Source organism: Prevotella sp. TCVGH (assembly GCF_023522295.1).
Classification (GTDB): Bacteria; Bacteroidota; Bacteroidia; order Bacteroidales; family Bacteroidaceae; genus Prevotella; species Prevotella timonensis.
In genome coordinates, this window is record NZ_QFFX01000001.1 from 1 (window position 1) to 18,486 (window position 18,486).

Annotated in this window: 11 protein-coding genes and 2 pseudogenes; 5 read left to right on the forward strand and 8 right to left on the reverse strand. The window is 46.2% G+C overall.

Annotated elements, in window-relative coordinates:
• A partial coding sequence (locus tag DEM91_RS00005) for a transposase (RefSeq protein ID WP_249857373.1) occupies positions 1–627 on the forward strand: 627 nt, incomplete at its 5' end.
• 583 nt (positions 628–1,210) lie between these two features.
• Here DEM91_RS00005 and DEM91_RS00010 read toward each other — a convergent pair.
• From DEM91_RS00010 to DEM91_RS00035, 6 genes and pseudogenes are all read right to left on the reverse strand, one after another.
• Positions 1,211–1,375: pseudogene (locus tag DEM91_RS00010) on the reverse strand (ATPase); the annotation flags it as partial.
• Positions 1,376–2,546: 1,171 nt separating this feature from the next.
• Positions 2,547–3,458 (reverse strand): glycosyltransferase family 2 protein, encoded by a 912-nt coding sequence (locus DEM91_RS00015; protein WP_249857375.1) that lies wholly within the window; start codon positions 3,456–3,458, stop codon positions 2,547–2,549.
• A 45-nt stretch (positions 3,459–3,503) separates the two neighbouring features.
• Positions 3,504–6,341: an excinuclease ABC subunit UvrA gene (uvrA, locus tag DEM91_RS00020; protein ID WP_249857376.1), complete on the reverse strand. Its 2,838-nt coding sequence runs from the start codon at positions 6,339–6,341 to the stop codon at positions 3,504–3,506.
• A 2-nt stretch (positions 6,342–6,343) separates the two neighbouring features.
• Positions 6,344–8,359: a transcription termination factor Rho gene (rho, locus tag DEM91_RS00025; protein WP_249857377.1), complete on the reverse strand. Its 2,016-nt coding sequence runs from the start codon at positions 8,357–8,359 to the stop codon at positions 6,344–6,346.
• A 349-nt stretch (positions 8,360–8,708) separates the two neighbouring features.
• Complete coding sequence (rpsA, locus tag DEM91_RS00030; RefSeq protein WP_249857378.1) at positions 8,709–10,484, reverse strand: 30S ribosomal protein S1; 1,776 nt, start codon at positions 10,482–10,484, stop codon at positions 8,709–8,711.
• Positions 10,485–10,708: 224 nt separating this feature from the next.
• Positions 10,709–11,290 (reverse strand): hypothetical protein, encoded by a 582-nt coding sequence (locus tag DEM91_RS00035; RefSeq protein ID WP_249857379.1) that lies wholly within the window; start codon positions 11,288–11,290, stop codon positions 10,709–10,711.
• A 397-nt stretch (positions 11,291–11,687) separates the two neighbouring features.
• Between DEM91_RS00035 and DEM91_RS00040 the strand changes: the two are divergent.
• The 3 genes and pseudogenes from DEM91_RS00040 to DEM91_RS00050 all read left to right on the forward strand — a co-directional run.
• Positions 11,688–12,162: pseudogene (locus DEM91_RS00040) on the forward strand (HmuY family protein); the annotation flags it as partial.
• A gap of 8 nt (positions 12,163–12,170) precedes the next feature.
• Entirely contained in the window at positions 12,171–13,046 is an 876-nt protein-coding gene (locus DEM91_RS00045) for a hypothetical protein (RefSeq protein WP_195253287.1), read from the forward strand.
• Between the two features lie 14 nt (positions 13,047–13,060).
• Positions 13,061–14,506, forward strand: coding sequence for a PepSY-associated TM helix domain-containing protein (locus DEM91_RS00050; protein WP_249857380.1), 1,446 nt, complete (start codon positions 13,061–13,063; stop codon positions 14,504–14,506).
• Between the two features lie 158 nt (positions 14,507–14,664).
• On the opposite strand, the gene DEM91_RS00055 is transcribed toward DEM91_RS00050, so the two are convergent.
• Positions 14,665–15,354, reverse strand: coding sequence for a class I SAM-dependent methyltransferase (locus tag DEM91_RS00055; RefSeq protein WP_249857381.1), 690 nt, complete (start codon positions 15,352–15,354; stop codon positions 14,665–14,667).
• Between the two features lie 891 nt (positions 15,355–16,245).
• A complete protein-coding gene (locus tag DEM91_RS00060) occupies positions 16,246–16,674 on the reverse strand; it encodes a hypothetical protein (protein WP_249857382.1) in 429 nt (142 codons plus the stop codon).
• Positions 16,675–16,804: 130 nt separating this feature from the next.
• Between DEM91_RS00060 and DEM91_RS00065 the strand changes: the two genes are divergently transcribed.
• Positions 16,805–18,472: a glycogen/starch synthase gene (locus tag DEM91_RS00065; protein ID WP_249857383.1), complete on the forward strand. Its 1,668-nt coding sequence runs from the start codon at positions 16,805–16,807 to the stop codon at positions 18,470–18,472.
• The last annotated feature ends 14 nt before the right edge of the window (positions 18,473–18,486 follow it).

Consider the following 18,486-nt stretch of genomic DNA (forward strand, 5'->3'; position numbering starts at 1 on the left):
CATCTGCCCAAAGACTCCACTTTAGCAATGGACCGTGGTTATGTCGATGTCGCGCAATTCCAACGTCTTACAGAAGAAGGCGTTTGCTACGTGACAAAAATGAAGAAAAACCTTAAGTATGAGGTACTTGAATCCGTTATGTACGTCAATACAGAGGGACTTGTGGCACATATTGACCAAAAAGTACGTTTTACAAGAGGGGAACTCATCCATGAGGCACGAAGGGTGGAGATATTTTATGCGAACAAGAAACCAGTTGTGCTATTGACCAACAACTTTGACTTCACGGTTGAGGACATTGCTGAAATTTACCGCTTAAGATGGGCTATCGAGTCGTTATACAAACAACTTAAACAGAACTTCCCGCTTCATTTCTTCTATGGGGACAGCGTCAACGCCATACAAATACAGACATGGGTTGTTCTGATAGCTAATCTGCTGATAACGGTTCTGTCGAGAAGCATCAAGAGACATTGTGCATTCTCGCAAGTTGTTACCATGATACGACTTATGCTTATGTACTACGTTGATTTTATCGCATTCATGGAAAATCCCGAAAAAACTTGGAATGATTTCCTTGCAAAGGAGATGCAAAAAGCGCCGCCAGAACCAAGTCTTTTCGATTAAGAGGGGGCTTACTTTTGAAAAAATAAACCCCGAAGTCCAATTTTACTGGGCTTCGGGGAGGATATTTATGCTCTTTTGAGTTTTACCGGACAGCAATAATAAAAAATATTATTTCCGCTGCCTCATTTGGCTTGAAAATCTGTTGTTTTATCTTGAACAAAGGGTTTGTCTGCTGCAAAGACGGGCTGAAAGCCCAATAGGAAATTAGCCCAGGGCAGCGCCCTGGGTAACAGTGAACAAAGTAATTTGCGCTCTGAAAGAGCAAAAGGAAGGAAAGAACGAGTATTTCACTGGCTCCTTTTGCGCTTACAGCGCGCCAATTAGTTAACTACCGCTAACCCAGGGTGTTACCCTGGGCTGTATTCCTTTTGGGGCTTCGCCCCGTCTCTGCCCGTAACATCAGCTGCAATGCTTTGGGATTATCATTTTTTGGAAATTTCGCCCCGTCTTTATTCGTTACATCAGCTGCAATGCAATGCTTTGGATTTATCATTTTGTTGAAACTTCGCCCCGTCATTGCTCGTAACCATGGCTGCTAGTGCAATACACAATATTCTTTTTTGTTCATGGCGCATACTCCCCGTCACTCTTGTTCATTTGGCAAAAGCCTATAAAACCAATCTGCTAAGGGTGAAGGACAACTGAGCAATCCCTCATTGTATTGTAGATTGAGAAAAGAGAAGCGGATACGTTCCTGTGGGTGGTATCGCTCGTTATAAACAGACAGGCTTCTGCCACTCACACAATTTATGATGTCTCTCCTTATTTCCATGCGTTTACATTTTTAAGCGCAGAAAAGTGTGATAATACCACACTTTTCCGCAGTCGTCAGTGAAAAAATAGCAATTATTCATAAAACAGACAAGTTTTGTGAAAGAAATATGGAGAAGGGCACGATTGTTTTATAAAAAGTTGTTTGTTGTCAAAAGCAATTATTTTTCTTTGTTTTAACAACGAGTTGAATATTTTTTAGCAAGACAATTATTTTTAACAACGAATAAAACAAAAGAAACGAATTTTCATTGTTGGAAATCCATGAACGCAGGCGTTCAACGAATGCAACAAATTTAGAAAGACAATATTTTTTAACAACGAATAAAACTTTCGCGAGAATCCCGTTGCGGCAAACAATACATTCCATGAACAAAGAAAATATTGTGTATTGCAGTAGCAGCCATGGTTACAGATAATAGTGAAAGAAGCCAGAATAGGTTTATAACCCAGTGCAATGTGCAGCAGCCATGATTAAGAACAAGGACGGGGCGAAGCCCCAATAGGAATACAGCCCAGGGTAACACCCTGGGTTAGCGGTAGTTAACTAATTGGCGCGCTGTAAGCGCAAAAGGAGCCAGCGCAATGCTCGTTCTTTCCTTCCTTTTGCTCTTTCAGAGCGCTAATTACTTCATTCACTGTTACCCAGGGCGCTGCCCTGGGCTGTATTCCTTTTGGGCTTTCAGCCCGTCTTTGCTGCGTGCAAACCATTTTGTTCAAGGTAAAGCAACAGAATTTCAAACCAAATGAGGTAGCGGAACGTAATAGCAGCTTATGTTACACGAGCATGGATTGGACGAAGCCCCGTTTTTGCTGCGCGCAAACCCTTTGTTCAAGGTAAGCAACAGAATTTCAAACCAAATGAGGTAGCGGAAATAATATTTCTCATCATAGCAACGGAATGACACGGAACGACACGGACGTGTCGTGAAATTTCACAATAAAATCATTCGACGTTCTAAAAAAATTGTTGCCTTGCTAAATTTGTGTTATTCGTTGAACGCTTGCGTTCATGGATTTCCAACAATGAAAATTCGTTTTTTTTGTTATATTTGTTGTTAAAAAAATACCCGTTCAGGAATTCCATTGGTTGTTCAACAATATCAATCTTTATTTATTGTTGTGCAATCGTGTGGAAAATCTGCGCATCATCCTTGCTGTTGGTTGTGTGGCAAGGACGCATAAAAACCTAATTTGTAACATTTGAAGACAAAAAGAGAGGGATGAGTACTCAGGAGTTGGGTTCTCATCCTTTTTTTTGCGCATAAAAAGAGCAGACGAACGAGCCACGCCAAACGATAACGGCGCAGGTGGGCATAGGTATGTAAAACGGTGGAATAGCCCAAGAGTTCTTTGCGGTATAGAAAAAGGGTGTGCATTGCCTCTTCTGTCTTGGCGAGAAAGCTGCGGTTCGACTCAAACGTGCCGAAGCCTACGGGGTTGTCGATGTGCAGAATAGGAATGCCTGCCGTGCGCAAGGTCTTGCCAAACAGCACATCCTCATAGCCATAGGTCTGTATGCGCTCGTCAAAGGGGTGCGCTTCCATGACCCACTTTGCCACTAAAAAGTTGGAAGTGTTAAACTGCTGGTAAGGTTGTTTGTTGCGTTGGGCGGCATCGTGCGTTAGTTCAGCCGCTTTTTCATAGCGATATTTCAGGGTTCCATCGTGCGGCAGCCTGTCACGCTGCACGCAGTTGCCACCATAAACCACCGTTGCTTCGGGGGGTGCTTGCAAGTATCGTTCCAAGAAATCAGGACTGACAATCTCCATGTCGCTGTCTAAGAAAAGGAGCCACTGATAGCGTGCCATGGAAGTAAGGATGTTGCGTATTTTGGCACGTCCCACATTCGTTTCTCTACGCACGAACCGTGTGTTTCTTAACTCATTAATATAAGCAGCTTGAAGTAATACTTCAGGGCGGTTAGATGCATCATCTAACACGATTATCTCATAGCTTAAACCCGACAAACGCATGGCTTGTTGTGCCAAGTTATTCACAAGTTCTACACAACAATCGTTGTAGGTGGGAATGAGGATAGAGAGTTCGGTGCGATTCATGTTTCAGGTTTGCGCTGTGCGTTGGGTGGTTGGTGTTGGCTGTCATTAGGACTGTGCTTTGTGCAGCTCTCGATTGAGATACTGCCCCGTCACGCTGTCTTTGCATTTCGCTATCTCTTCGGGTGTGCCAGTCACCACCAAGTTGCCCCCTTTGTCTCCTCCGTCGGGTCCAAGGTCGATGACGTGGTCGGCGTACTGAATCACATCCAAGTTGTGTTCGATGACAAGGATGGAGTGTCCGCGATTGAGCAGTGCGTCGAATGCCGACAGCAAACGTTTGATGTCCAAATAATGAAGTCCTGTGGTAGGCTCGTCGAAGATGAACAGCGTGGGCTCCTGCTTCTCACGTCCGATGAAATAAGCCAGTTTCACACGTTGGTTTTCACCGCCCGAGAGGGTAGATGAGCTTTGTCCTAATTTGATGTATCCTAATCCCACATCGTAGAGTGGTTGCAATCGGGCGACAATCGACTTCTGTTGTAATGCATCGAAAAACTCGATGGCTTCGGCAATGGTCATGTTCAGCACGTCGTTGATATTCTTTCCTGCCACCCGAACGTCTAACACATCTTTCTTAAAACGCTGACCGTGACAAGCCTCGCATTCTAATTCCAAATCAGCCATGAATTGCATCTCCACGGTAATGGTGCCTGCGCCTTTGCACTCCTCGCAGCGTCCGCCCTCGGTGTTGAAGGAGAAGTATTGTGCCGAAAAACCTAATTGTTTTGCCAATGGCTGTTCGGCAAACAGTTGTCGAATGGCATCATACGCTTTGACATAGGTGGCAGGATTGCTTCGCGAACTCTTGCCAATGGGGTTTTGGTCGACAAACTCCACGTGCTGGATGTATTTCCAGTCGCCTTCTAAGGAGATGTATTCGCCGGGCTGGTCTGCCACCTCGTTGAGATGACGTTTCAACGCAGGGTAGAGAATGCCCTTAACGAGTGTAGATTTTCCCGAACCACTGACGCCCGTAACAGCAGTAAGCACGTTGAGCGGAAAGCTGACATCAATGCCTTTCAGGTTGTTTTGGCGTGCACCTACCACTTTGATAGTATGGTTCCACGACCGTCTGGAGGTGGGCATATCAATGGTCTCGTTGCCTGTGAGGTATTGTATGGTGTGCGAACGTGGATATTTGCGTGCCATTTCAGCAGGATGTTGTAGCACTTCTTGGAGCGGTCCATTGAACACAATCTCGCCCCCCAATCGTCCTGCATCGGGACCCACATCAATGAGGGTGTCGGCAGCGCACATCATTTCTTTGTCGTGTTCTACCACCATGACGGTATTGCCTATGGCTTGCAGCTTTTTCAGTACCTCGATGAGTCGCTGCGTGTCACGACTGTGCAGACCGATGCTTGGCTCGTCCAAGATGTAGAGCGAGCCTACGAGCGAGCTACCCAATGAGGTGGTGAGGTTGATGCGCTGGCTCTCGCCACCACTGAGGGTGTTCGACTGTCGGTTGAGCGTGAGATAGCCCAAGCCCACATCGAGGAGGAATTGCAAGCGATTGTTGATTTCGGTGAGCAGTCGCTTGCCTATTTGTTGGTCGTGTTCGTTGAGTGTCAGCTCATTGAACCATTGTTTGAGGTTGACAATGGGCATCTCCACCAAGTCGGTGATAGACATGCCTTGAATTTTCACCCAACTGGCTTCTTGTTTCAACCGTGTGCCGTGACAGGTAGGGCATACAGTTCTGCCCCTGTATCGGCTCATCATGACACGGTATTGTATTTTGTATTGGTTTTCCTTCACCATTTGGAAGAAGGCATCAATGCTCACTTGGTCGTGAATGTCCTTTTGCTTTTCTGAGGGCAGTCCGTGCCACAGCATATCTTTCTCTTTGCGCGACAGTTCCAGATAAGGTTTGAAAATGGGGAAGTTGTCTTGGGCAGCTCGTCGGCAAAATTCGTTTTTCCATTCGCCCATCTTCTCTCCGTGCCAGCACTGCACACAACCGTCGTACACGCTGAGGGTAGTGTTGGGAACAACTAACTTCTCGTCAATGCCAATGATGCTACCAAAACCCTCGCAGGTGGGGCAGGCGCCTAAGGGCGAGTTGAAGGAAAAGAGGTTGTCGTTGGGTTCCTCAAACTTCATGCCGTCGGCTTCGAAGCGTGTAGAGAAGTGATAGGTGATGTTGGAGGGGAAGAACACGAGCATACATTCGCCATGCCCTTCGTAGAAGGCGGTCTCTGCCGAATCGGTTAATCGTGAAATGGTATCTTTGTCATTGTTCACCGATAGGCGGTCGATGAGGAGAAAAATCTGGTCGAGGGGGATCGCCTTGAGTGCCGTCTTGTCTTGCAAGAGGTCGTCAATGCGCACAAACTCGTTGTTCAGCCACAGTCGGGTATAACCCTCTTGTATCTCCATTTCGAGTTGTTTCTCCAGTGTCCGCCCCTCAATGAGGTGCAGGGGTGATACCACCGCAAACTTGGTGCCTGCAGAATATTGCAGCATACAGTCCACCAAGTCGTCAGTAGAATGTTTCTTCACCTCTTCACCGCTGATGGGCGAAAAGGTTTTGCCGATGCGTGCAAACAGCAGTTTCAGGTATTCGTATATCTCGGTAGAGGTGCCTACCGTGCTGCGCGGATTGCGTGCAATGACCCGTTGCTCAATGGCAATGGCAGGGGGCAGCCCTTTGATGAAGTCGCATTCGGGCTTGCTCATGCGCCCCAAGAACTGGCGTGCATAGGCAGAGAGCGATTCTACATAGCGGCGTTGACCTTCGGCATAGAGTGTGTCGAAGGCCAACGAGGATTTGCCAGAGCCGGAAAGTCCGGCAATGACAATCAGTTGATTGCGTGGAATACGGATGCTGATGTTTTTCAGATTATTGACACGAGCACCCTTTATTTCTATATCTTCGTTCATGTTTACGAGTTCATCGACAACAGAAAGTCTTCGTTGCTGCGGGTTTTCACTAGGCGGTCGTGCAGCGTGTTCATTGCCTCCACGGGATTCATGTCGGCAATGTATTTGCGCAAAATCCACATCCTGTCGAGTGTGGTCTTGTCTTGCAGCAAGTCGTCGCGTCGTGTACTCGATGCCACCAAGTTGACCGCTGGGAAGATGCGCTTGTTGGAGAGTGAGCGATCCAGTTGCAACTCCATGTTTCCTGTGCCTTTGAACTCCTCAAAAATCACTTCGTCCATCTTGCTACCTGTGTCGATGAGTGCTGTGGCAATGATGGTGAGCGACCCTCCGCCCTCAATGTTTCGAGCTGCACCGAAGAAGCGTTTGGGCTTTTGCAGTGCGTTGGCATCCACACCACCGGTTAAGACCTTGCCAGAGGCAGGACTCACCGTGTTGTAGGCGCGCGCCAATCGGGTAATGGAGTCGAGGAATATCACCACATCGTGTCCACATTCTACCATGCGTTTGGCTTTCTCTAAGACGATGCCTGCTATCTTCACATGACGCTCGGCAGGCTCGTCAAAGGTGGAGGCGATGACTTCTGCATTCACCGTGCGTGCCATGTCTGTTACCTCCTCGGGTCGCTCGTCAATGAGCAACATCATGAGATAAGCCTCGGGGTGGTTGGCAGCAATGGCATTGGCAATGTCTTTCATCAAGATGGTTTTACCTGTTTTGGGTTGTGCCACGATGAGCGCACGCTGCCCCTTACCGATAGGAGAGAAGAGGTCGACGATGCGGGTCGATAGATTCGTGGTTTCGCGATCACCGCAGAGCGTGAACTTCTCGTCTGGGAAGAGGGGTGTGAGGTGTTCAAACTGGATGCGGTCACGTACCTCGTTGGGATTGCGCCCGTTGATTTTGTCAATAGTGGTGAGTGGGAAGTATTTTTCTCCGTCGTGTGGTGGACGTACACGGCATTGTACCACATCTCCTGTCTTCAGACCGTATTTCTTGATTTGCGAACTGGCAACGTAGACATCATCGGGCGATGAGAGGTAGTTGTAATCACTCGAGCGCAAGAAGCCATAGCCATCGGGCATGGTTTCTAACACTCCGTTGGCTTGTATGAGGTCTGCAAAATCGTATGCAGGCTGATTGGCGTTGGTCATGGGGGTGGGGGCTTGGTATGAAGTAGGAGGATTGATAGGAGTGGTGGGATTGTCTAACATGTCAAAGTTAGGCACTGCACCTTGATCCATGATGGGCAGGTCTTGCACGATGATGAAGTCGGTGCCGTCGCCGGGGTCGCCTTCCCATATTCCGTCCAAAACATTCTCTCTGTGTTCTTGTGCGTTCTCGTTGTGTGCATCTACTTTCGCCTGTAATTGTGCCAAGAGATTGCTCATCCCTTGCTCTTTGTGTGGCTCTTCCGATGCGACAGTGGCGCTTTCCTCGGGTATCATCTCTTCTTCTTCAGGAATAGCGATTTCCTCCTCCGTGCGTGAAGTGTCAGCAGACTTTTCTTCCTCCGCTTTCTCCTCTTCCTTCTCTTCCTCTTGTGAGGTTGGCTCTTCTTTTGGGGCTGTCGCTGCTTGTTCTTTGTTTTTGGCTTCAATCATCGCCAAGAGTTCAAGTTCTCTCTTCGTTTTTCTACCACGGTGCTTGGGCATGGCAGCCAACTCTTCTTCTGGCGAGAGTGCAGGCGTTTCATCATCTGCGGGGGCTTCTTCCTCCAACTGGTCCTTGAACAGGGAAATAGGTTCGTTGACTGGTCTGTTTTTCTTTAGGTCAAAGTTTTCGCCCTCCTTGCCATTCACCGAATACACTCTGTCGATTTCGTGCTTCGCAATGCGGACTCTCTTGCGCTTCGTTCCTGTCGAAGCACTGTTGTCATCGTCTGCATTTTGTTTCTCGAGTATGGTATCTATGAGTTGTTCGGGCGTTTGTGTTGCATCAAGATTTGCACCCAATTCTTGTGCGATATCCGTCAATTCTCGGACATCCTTAGATGATAATTCGTCTTTGCTATACATTTTAGTATAATAAGTGTTGATTGAAATAGTGTCGTTTCAGAACAGAAACGAGCGGTATGTTTTTATTTGATGCAAAGATACAAAAAAGTTGACGGCTATGGAGTGGGGCGAACGTATTATTTTTAACGTTTAATCTTTGTTAACATCTTCACTCTTCCGCTGCGAACGGTTCGGCAAGTTCCTCGTGCGCTTGTTGGAAGTAAAAACTCTTCACACAGGAATTTCGCTACTTTCGTTGTTAAAAAATAATGCGACAATGAAATAGTTGTGACGTGGTGTGGGAGGGGGGAGGAAATAAAAAAAGGCCGATTCGTGAAGAATCGACCTCTATTATGATTGCGTCAAACAATTATTTGTCTGAACTTTCCATGTCGGCTTTCAGTTTAGCCAAGACATCCAAGTCGCCCAAGCTGGTACCAGCTGCCACATTGTTAATGGCTGCGGCATCGTTTTGCTTCTTGTTGGTGTGCTTTGGTGCAGCCTTCACTTCTTCCTTCTCATCTTCGAACGTACGACTGTGAGAGAGGATGATGCGCTTGGTATCTTTCACAAACTCGATAACCTTGAAGTCGAGTTCTTCGCCTTGTTTTGCTTGCGAACCGTCTTCCTTTACCAAGTGCTTAGGCGTAGCAAAGCCTTCGCCACCTTCGTTCAGGGTAATCACGGCACCCTTGTCCATCATCTCTGTAATCTTACCTTTGTGGATAGAACCGGGAGTGTAGAGGGTTTCGTAAGTGTCCCAAGGATTCTCTTCGAGTTGCTTGTGACCGAGTGACAGGCGACGGTTCTCTTTGTCAATTTCGAGAACTACTACCTCAATTTCTGCGCCCACAGTAGTGAACTCTGAAGGATGTTTTACCTTCTTGGTCCAAGAGAGGTCGCTGATGTGAATCAAGCCGTCAACACCTTCTTCTAATTCTACGAAGATACCGAAGTTGGTGAAGTTGCGTACCTTAGCGGTGTGCTTGCTTCCCACAGGATATTTGGTTTCGATATCCTCCCATGGGTCTGACTTGAGTTGCTTGATACCCAAGCTCATCTTGCGATCTTCTCTATCCAAAGTCAGGATAACAGCTTCTACCTCGTCGCCTACGTGCATGAAGTCTTGTGCAGAGCGCAAGTGTTGGCTCCAAGACATTTCGCTCACGTGAATCAATCCCTCAACACCCGGAGCAATCTCTACGAATGCGCCATAGTCTGCCATAACAACCACTTTTCCTTTCACCTTGTCACCAACCTTCAAGTTTGGATCCAAAGCATCCCATGGATGTGGAGTGAGTTGTTTCAAGCCAAGGGCAATGCGCTTCTTCTCGTCATCGAAGTCGAGAATTACCACATGAATCTTTTCGTCTAATGAAACCACTTCGTGAGGATCGCTGACACGGCCCCAAGACAGGTCGGTGATATGTACCAATCCGTCTACACCACCTAAGTCAACGAATACACCGTAAGAGGTGATATTCTTAACAGTACCCTCGAGGATTTGTCCCTTTTCGAGTTTGCTGATAATTTCTTTCTTCTGTGCTTCCAACTCAGCCTCGATGAGTGCCTTGTGTGAAACCACTACATTGCGGAACTCTTGGTTAATCTTCACTACCTTGAATTCCATGGTCTTGCCTACGAAGATGTCGTAGTCGCGTATAGGATGAACGTCAATCTGGCTTCCCGGTAAGAAAGCTTCGATACCAAACACGTCAACAATCATACCACCCTTGGTACGGCTCTTGATGTAACCCTGAATCACCTCATCATTGTCAAGTGCTTCATTAACACGATCCCAACTTTGTGTAAGACGGGCTTTCTTGTGTGAAAGAACCAACTGACCTTTTCGGTCTTCTTGGTTTTCTACATAAACCTCAACCTTGTCTCCGATTTTGAGATCTGGGTTGTAACGAAATTCTGAAGCGGGAATGACACCATCGCTCTTGTAGCCGATGTTCACAATCACTTCTTTCTTGTCAATCGAGATGACAGTTCCTTCGGTGACTTGATGTTCACTAACCTTGTTTAAGGTTTCGTCGTACATCTTTGCCAAGTCATCACAGTTGGCGTTTACGTTTGTTCCATTTTCGAACTCATCCCAATTGAAGTCCTCTAATGGCTGAACGTTCTTTAAGTTTGACATAAATAATAATAAATGTTTAAAAATTAATAAAGTTAGACTTTATGTGAATTAAATAAATCGGGTGCAAAATTACGACATTATTATGAGAGGTGAAGATGGAACGAACCGAAACCTCCGTTTCTTAATGTTTTTTAACGAAATACAGCACTTTGCGTGCCATCATCCAAGAGAAATGGTATGAAAAGGTTGCTGGTTTATGTTTCATGCTGAAAGAGAAAATAGGGTCATCGGTTCGCATTTAGGTTTTTCCTCGAAGGAGTAACAGGCGCATAGCCCATGGACACCGTACAACAGTTGATGTTGCGAGTAAAGACGGGCTGAAAGCCCAACAGCGTATAGCCCATGACACCATACAACAGTTGATGTTGCGAGCAAAGACAGGCTGAAAGCCCAACAGGCGTATATCTCATGGCACCGTACAAGAGTTGATGGTGCGAGCAAAGACGGGCTGAAAGTTCAACAGGCGTATAACCATGGCACCGTACAAGTGTTGATGTTGCGAGCAAAGACGGGCTGAAAGCCCAATAAGAATACAGCCCAGGGCAGCGCCCTGGGTAAAGATATTCCAACAAACTTGCGCTCTGAAAGAGCAAAAGGAAGAAACGAACGAGCACTTCGCTGGCTCCTGCTGCGCTTACAGCGCGCCAATTAGTTAATGAACTTACACCCAGGGTGTTACCCTGGGCTGTATTCCCTTTGGGGCTTCGCCCCGTCCTTGCTTGTAGCATTGACTGCCGCACATTACCCTGGGCTGTATTCCATTTGGGGCTTCGCCCCGTCCTTGCTTGTAACCATAGTTGCTGCAATGCACGTTATTTTCTTTGTTCATTGGGCGTATTGTCTACCACAATAGATTTTAGCGAGATTTCACGACACGTCCGTGTCCTTCTGTGTTATTCCGTTGCTACAATGAAAATATTTTTTCGTTGCATGATGTCTATTTCATAAAAGTTACCACCATATTTAATATCATTCATTGTTGCTCTCCAAAAAGTGAGAAGTATGATTATCGTCATATCCTCATAAATGAGGATAAAGACAGTGCGAAACAGTACCCTCATAAATGAGGATTGTATAATATAAAAAAAGAAATCATAAAAAATAGGTATTGTTGGGTTCGGAATATACAGCTAACTTTGCATTCAAAACTTATTTAATTGATTATTAAAATGAAAATCTTTAAGAATTTAGCATTGCCAGTATTTTTGTGGCTATCACATTCGAACCAATAGTGGCACGAGCGGAAAGGGGAAAGGTGGTGCCATAGACCTTGGATTTGGCGACTACGATCATTGGCAGCGTGTGGAGCAACTGCCAAAAACAGAAAAGTGGATAGTAGATAATGATGCTACAGTGATGATAACCTATTCGCAAAACGACTGGTTTCGCTATGTGAACACACACAAGCTCGATCCAAAGGAGAATCCATGGTCCGACCCCAACAACGAACCACAACGGACCACAACGCACACTCACAAGTGCAAACCCTCTGTTGGAGAGAAATATGTTTCTCTCTGGACCTCCTATGACTTATACACCCTCATACCATGTTTATGTGGTGCGCACTGCCGATGATAAGCGTTATTTCAAGTTACAAATCGTCAGTTGGTATCATCAACATACCGAAATCGACGATACGGGCGGACAAATAAGTTATTACTGTGATGAACTGAAATAAATATGAAAATGGAAAATAAAAAGAAAATTTACTGGTGGCGCACCATCGCCTCATTCTTATTGGTGCTGTTCGCTATGCCGTTAGGTCATGCGCTGATGATATTGATGGAGAAGTTCATGAGCGAAGGAGCCATGCACGTTGCTGGTTTTATGATGGGCTTGGTAGGCCTCATCATGGTTATCGTTGGTGTCTTTGTGAAGGGCGATACCCGACAAACGCTGTGGGGACTCTTCGGTGGACTGCTTTTCTGGACGGGTTGGGTGGAGTTCCTCTTCCTGTATTATGCCCGACGCTATGGCGTTCAGCCAGAGATAGAGAATGGAGTAGTGGTGACAAAGCCCGAATACCTCATTATGCCTGCCTCGTTTGGCTTGTGGATGATGGTGATGACCATGTATGTGTTCAGCACAAAGAACGGTTGCGACCTGATTACATGGATACAAAAGGTATGTTTCCGAAGCAAGCGCAAGGTTGTGGTGGTGCAACCCATGACGCGCCACACAAGCATCGTCACGTTCATGGAACTGAACATGATTCTTTGGGCAATGTACTTGCTGCTCATGTTCTGCTACGACAAGACTTTCCTCGGTGATCATCATCCCGTGACGTTCCTCGTGGGAGTGGGGTGTCTCGTGGGGTCTATCTTCATGTTTCGCCACCAACTGCACATCGCTGCATGGGGCGCAAACATACGAATGGCTATCGCCACCGTCATCATCTTTTGGACACCTGTGGAAATATTGGGAAGGATGAACTTCTTTCAAGAGTTTTGGGTAGAGCCAGAGAAACACGCATGGCAAATGCTTGTCATCCTCATGGCGTTTATTTTGTTGGGTGTTTATCTTTGGTTCAAGGGCAAACAACGAAAGAGAGTTGAGCAATGATGAAAGGAGTTGGAATGAAGAAAACAACATGGAGACGGCAACATAAATGGTTAGGAATTATCTTGGCTCCGTTCGTCATACTCTTTTGTCTCTCGGGAATAGTACTCAATCATGCCAAGTTGTTTCAAGGCATCGATATCAGCAGGACACTGTTACCCTCAGAATATCGATATAGCCAGTGGAACCAAGGATTGTTTCGTGGTACGCAGAAATGGAGAAATACGGTGTTGATATACGGCAACGCTGGCATTTGGGCGAAAGAGAAGGATGCCGACACGATAACCGACTTTAACCGCGGGTTGCCCAAGGGTGCCGACCTGAGAAACATTCGTGGAATGACGGTCATGCCCAATGGCTGTTTGTACGCCATGAGTCAACGTCATTTGTATCGGTTGAACAACCATGGCGTATGGGAACAAGTTGATATTCTTCAGGGTAAGCACGAAAAGTTGAGCGATATTACACAGAAGGGCGACTCGCTCATCATCACGGGTCGGTCTTACGTTTATCTGTCTCGCTTTCCTTACCACGACTTCCAAAAAATTACCTTGAAGAAAACAGACAATGACAAAGGGAAGGTTTCGCTTTTCCGAACGATATGGCTTCTTCACGGAGGCGGACTGTTTGGTATGGCTGGCAAGCTCTTTGTCGATGGCGTGGCACTAATCCTCTTGTTTCTCTCCCTGTCAGGCGTATATTATTCTTTTGCGCCTCGTTCCCGTTCATCGTTCGCAAAACGTACGAAGCGAGGACTGATAACATGGCACAACAAATTGGGACGAGGTGCCATGTTCTTTCTGTTGTTGCTGACCATTACAGGCTGGATGCTACGTCCGCCTGCGCTCATCGCCATAGCCTCTGGCAAAATACCGCCCATACCTTTTTCTTCCATGGACAGCGACAACCCATGGAATGGTTGTCTGCGTTCGCTGCGGTATGATGAGAATAAAGCCGACTGGCTGTTGTGTACGTCGGACGGTTTCTATTCTCTTCGCCACTTGGGCGACACACCGCAAAGAGAGAAGGTGCAACCTCCTGTAAGCGTTATGGGCATCAATGTCGAACAACACACTCATCAGAACACATGGCTGATAGGTTCGTTCAGCGGTATGTATGTATGGGATAGAGCGCAACAGTCCGTCACCGACTATTTCACGCGTCAAAAGGTGCAGTCTGTCAGTGGGAGTCCTTTTGGAAGTCACGCCATTGCAGGATTTTCATCAGACTTGGACGATGCTGACATGGTCGTGGATTTTAAGAAGGGAAATTCTCGCCTTCGTATGCCCGACAGCATGACAACGCTGCCCATGTCATTACGCAACGTTTGTATAGAAGTGCACACAGGACGCATCTTTACCTTTTTGGGCATGGCGTCTCTATTTTACATCTTCCTCATGGGCGTGGCTTGCATATGGTGTCTTTGGAGTGGCTGGAAGATATGGCAAAGAAGACCTCATTGAGTTTTCAACTGAGGTGCTAATAATAGCTGTCTATTCTTGCTTCTTTTTCTTCATCCATTCTTCCTTAAACAGCATAATGCCGTTGATTCCTTGTACGATAGTGACATTTTCTTCATCAATAACAGTTGTTATACTCATAGCTTTATGTTTTTGGTGGTTTATGATTCGCTTTCAGCGCATTCTTTTTGAGGTTTCACACATCTAAACAAGCAGGCAGCGCCCATTGTCTCAGTCAGCACATCTTCGCCAAACATACTCCGAAGACGTCTTTCGGCTTCAGCGAAGGTGTCATACGGAGGGTGGAAAAATCCTTTTCTCTCCATGACTTTTTTAACCAATAAATCAGCCAATCGGCGTTCACCCTTGATATAAAAGCAACCGCAGAAGAAACCACCGGGTTTCAGCACACGGAAAATCTCGGCAAAGGCTTTCTCTTTATCAGGGAAAGCTTGAAAGCCGTTCATCGACAGTATGCAGTCGAAGAATTCGTTGGCATAGGGAAGTTTTCCGACATCTCCTTGTTTCAAAGACAGGTTGGCTATCTCCTCCGTTTCTTTCCGCAAAGTCGCAATGGCTATCATTTCTTCCGAATAGTCTAAACCAACAATTTGGGCATCTTTCATCTGGCGATACTTCTCGGCAGTAAAAACGGCAGTGCCAACAGGAACGTCAAGCAGTCGTCCTTGAAAGTCGTTCGGTATAAAATCAAGCACTTTCTGAGCCAAGAGATTAGTGTCCTCGTCCCAAATCAGTCGCATGTATAGCCTTGACCACCATTTTCGTCCTGTCAACAGATCATCATAATGCTCCATCATTCCTTGGTAGGAATTACTTTGTCTGTTTGTCATTATCTTCTTGTCAAAAATGTTTATTTCTTATTTTGCAAAAATACAATATGTGCTTCGTTCCTGCAATCGCCAATAATAGTGATTTTCTATTTCGGTTATTTGCTGTAAGGTTGCAACAAGGATATTTTTATAACGATTTTTTTTAATAACGAATTAAACGAAAGACACGAATTTTTCTTTCTCGAAAATTCAATGAACGCTAACGTTCAACGAATGACACAAATTTAGCAGCATGTTTTTTATCAACAGATGAAATTTTCTTGTGTTTTCACGACACGTCCGTGTCGGTCCGTGTTCTTCCGTTGCTATAATAAAAATATCTTCCGTTGCTATGAAAAAAAATATTTTCTGTTGCATGATAACACGTGCTTTTGTGGTGACGTCAGATGCAGCTTTTGTCCTGTAAATTTACTAAAAAACGGCTGTCTAAAATCTTCAAAATAGAAAAAAATAATAGGCAAACGACAGACAAAAATGGGCTGATTTTAACACAATAAACACCAAATTTCGTTGGAACAATACTCCAACGTGCTTGGAAACATGTAACAAGGGCGTTGGAAACATGCTATAACACCCTTAAAGCATGCAAATAGCGGGCTTAGAATGATGCTTCAGCAGACAAAAATCGGGAAAAACGGGAAGAAAAAGACGGGCGATAACCGTAAGATATTTTATCACAACGCATTACGAATATCGCTCATATTTGGCGTATTTGCCACCAACAGTGTCGCTGGTGGTCTACACGCGAGTTTTGAAAGGCACTTTGTAAAGAAAATTCAGCATCTTTTTGATGAAGAGACGCACCTAAGTTTGTCCACTTCCTTTGTCCCACTTGTGGGTTGGTTTTCGAGCCTTGCTTTGAGAAGGAGCGAGGGTACACAGCCCCATGACTTATTTGGAACGAACAAACACCAACTCTTTGGGCAGCTTTTGCCACTTTCTGTTGCGTGCTATCTTGATACGACTGCCATCTATCTGCTTGAGTGTGAAGGTGTTGTCGCTGTTCTTGGTGAGCGTCGCTACCAAGTCCTCGCTGCCATAGTCGTTGATGATTTGCAAGGTAGCAACGTTCTTTCGAACTTTGGCAGAGGTGAAGAGCCATTTGCGAGAGTCGATGCTGTCTCCCAAGAACCCCGACATCGCGCCCAATAATTCTTGTCCTGGTACTTCGATGTTATTGTCGTAAAAGTTCATTTGGATATAAATTCGGTACTCGGCGTTGCCAATCCTCCCCAGAAAGGGCTTTGCAGCCTGTTGTTGTGCCATGGCTCCGAGCGTGCAGAGCCATAAAGCCAGACCTGTTAGTATGGTTTTCATCATCTTGAAATGTTTGGTTGTTGCAAAGTTACTGTTTTATATCAATAAAAGCAGGGTTTTTAAGATATTATGAACTTTTAAGTTTGAGGTTCACCTTTTTTATATTATCTTTGTTGCAAAATATACAACTTAAATGACAACTAATCAGTTACTTCCCGATTATCTTTTTGAGTCGAGTTGGGAAGTTTGTAATAAAGTAGGAGGCATCTATACGGTACTCTCTACGCATACAAAAACATTACGAGATCTGTTGCAAGATCGTCTTATTTTTATCGGTCCGGATTGTTGGAAACAACGTCCATGTCCGTATTTCTTACCCGATGATTCCCTTTTCGCCGCATGGCAACAACAAGCCCAAGAGGAAGGACTCTGTGTGCGATTGGGGCGTTGGGATATTCCGGGAAAGCCCATTGCCATTTTGGTGGATTTTGAGCCGTTCTATGCCCAGAAAAACCAACTCTATGCGGAGTTTTGGAACCTTTATCAGGTGGACAGTCTGCATGGCTACGGCGATTATGACGAGGCATCGATGTTTTCGTATGCTGCCGGAAGGGTAGTGGAAAGTTTTTATCGCTCCCAACTGAATGCTACCCAACGGGTGGTGTATCATGGGCACGAATGGATGACAGGACTTGGGCTGCTGTATGTGCGGCAACATGTGCCCGAAATAGCGACCGTCTTTACCACCCATGCCACCAGTATAGGGCGTAGCATTGCTGGAAATCACAAACCGCTCTATGCCTATCTCTCTGCCTATCAAGGAGATCAGATGTCGAGAGAACTCAATATAGAGAGCAAGCACTCGGTAGAAAAACAGACGGCGCACCATGTCGACTGCTTCACCACCGTGAGTGAAATCACGGCAAGCGAGTGCGCAGAACTCTTGGACAAACCCGTGGATGAGGTGTTGCCTAACGGTTTTGAAGACTCTTTTGTGCCACAAGGAGCTGCCTTTACACGTCAGCGGAAAGCTGCTCGAAAGCGATTGTTACAAGTGGCAAACGCTTTGATGGGGCATACGTTTGGCGATGACACCCTCATTGTGTCCACCAGTGGGCGCTATGAGTTCAGAAACAAAGGCATTGATGTGTTTATCGATGCCATTCACCGTTTGCGACAGTCGCAACACCTGTTATCGAAAGACGTGTTGGCGGTGATTGCCGTCCCGGGTTGGGTGAGCGAAGCCCGCGCCGACTTGCAGCAACGACTCACAGAGGCAAAATGCTACGACACGCCTTTGTCTTATCCCATGCTCACGCACTGGTTGCACAACATGGAGCAAGATGCGGTGCTGACGAAGCTGGCACAGTTGGGTTTGCAAAATCAGGCGAACGACAGGGTGAAGGTGATGTTCGTCCCCTGTTATCTCACAGGCGATGACGGCATCATTCAGCGCACGTATTACGACTATCTGTTGGGCAACGATTTGTGTGCATATCCGTCGTACTACGAGCCTTGGGGTTACACACCGCTCGAAGCGATAGCCTTCAAGGTGCCTTGCATCACCACCAATTTGGCAGGCTTTGGCATGTGGGCAGCCCACGAATCGGGTTCCACTCGCTTAGCGGAGTCGGGAGTTGAGGTGATTCATCGCACCGATGACAACGCTGCAGAAGTGGCACAAGACATGGCGAACCTCTTGTTGCAGTTTGCCAACCTGCCCGCTGAGGAGGTAAATCGCATTCGAAGAAAGGCAGCAGCACTGTCTAAGAAGGCGCTGTGGAGCAAGTTCATCAAATACTATCTTTCTGCCTATAGTGAGGCACTGAAGAAAGCTGAAGAGAGAAATAAAATCAATTAAAACCAAGATAAGAA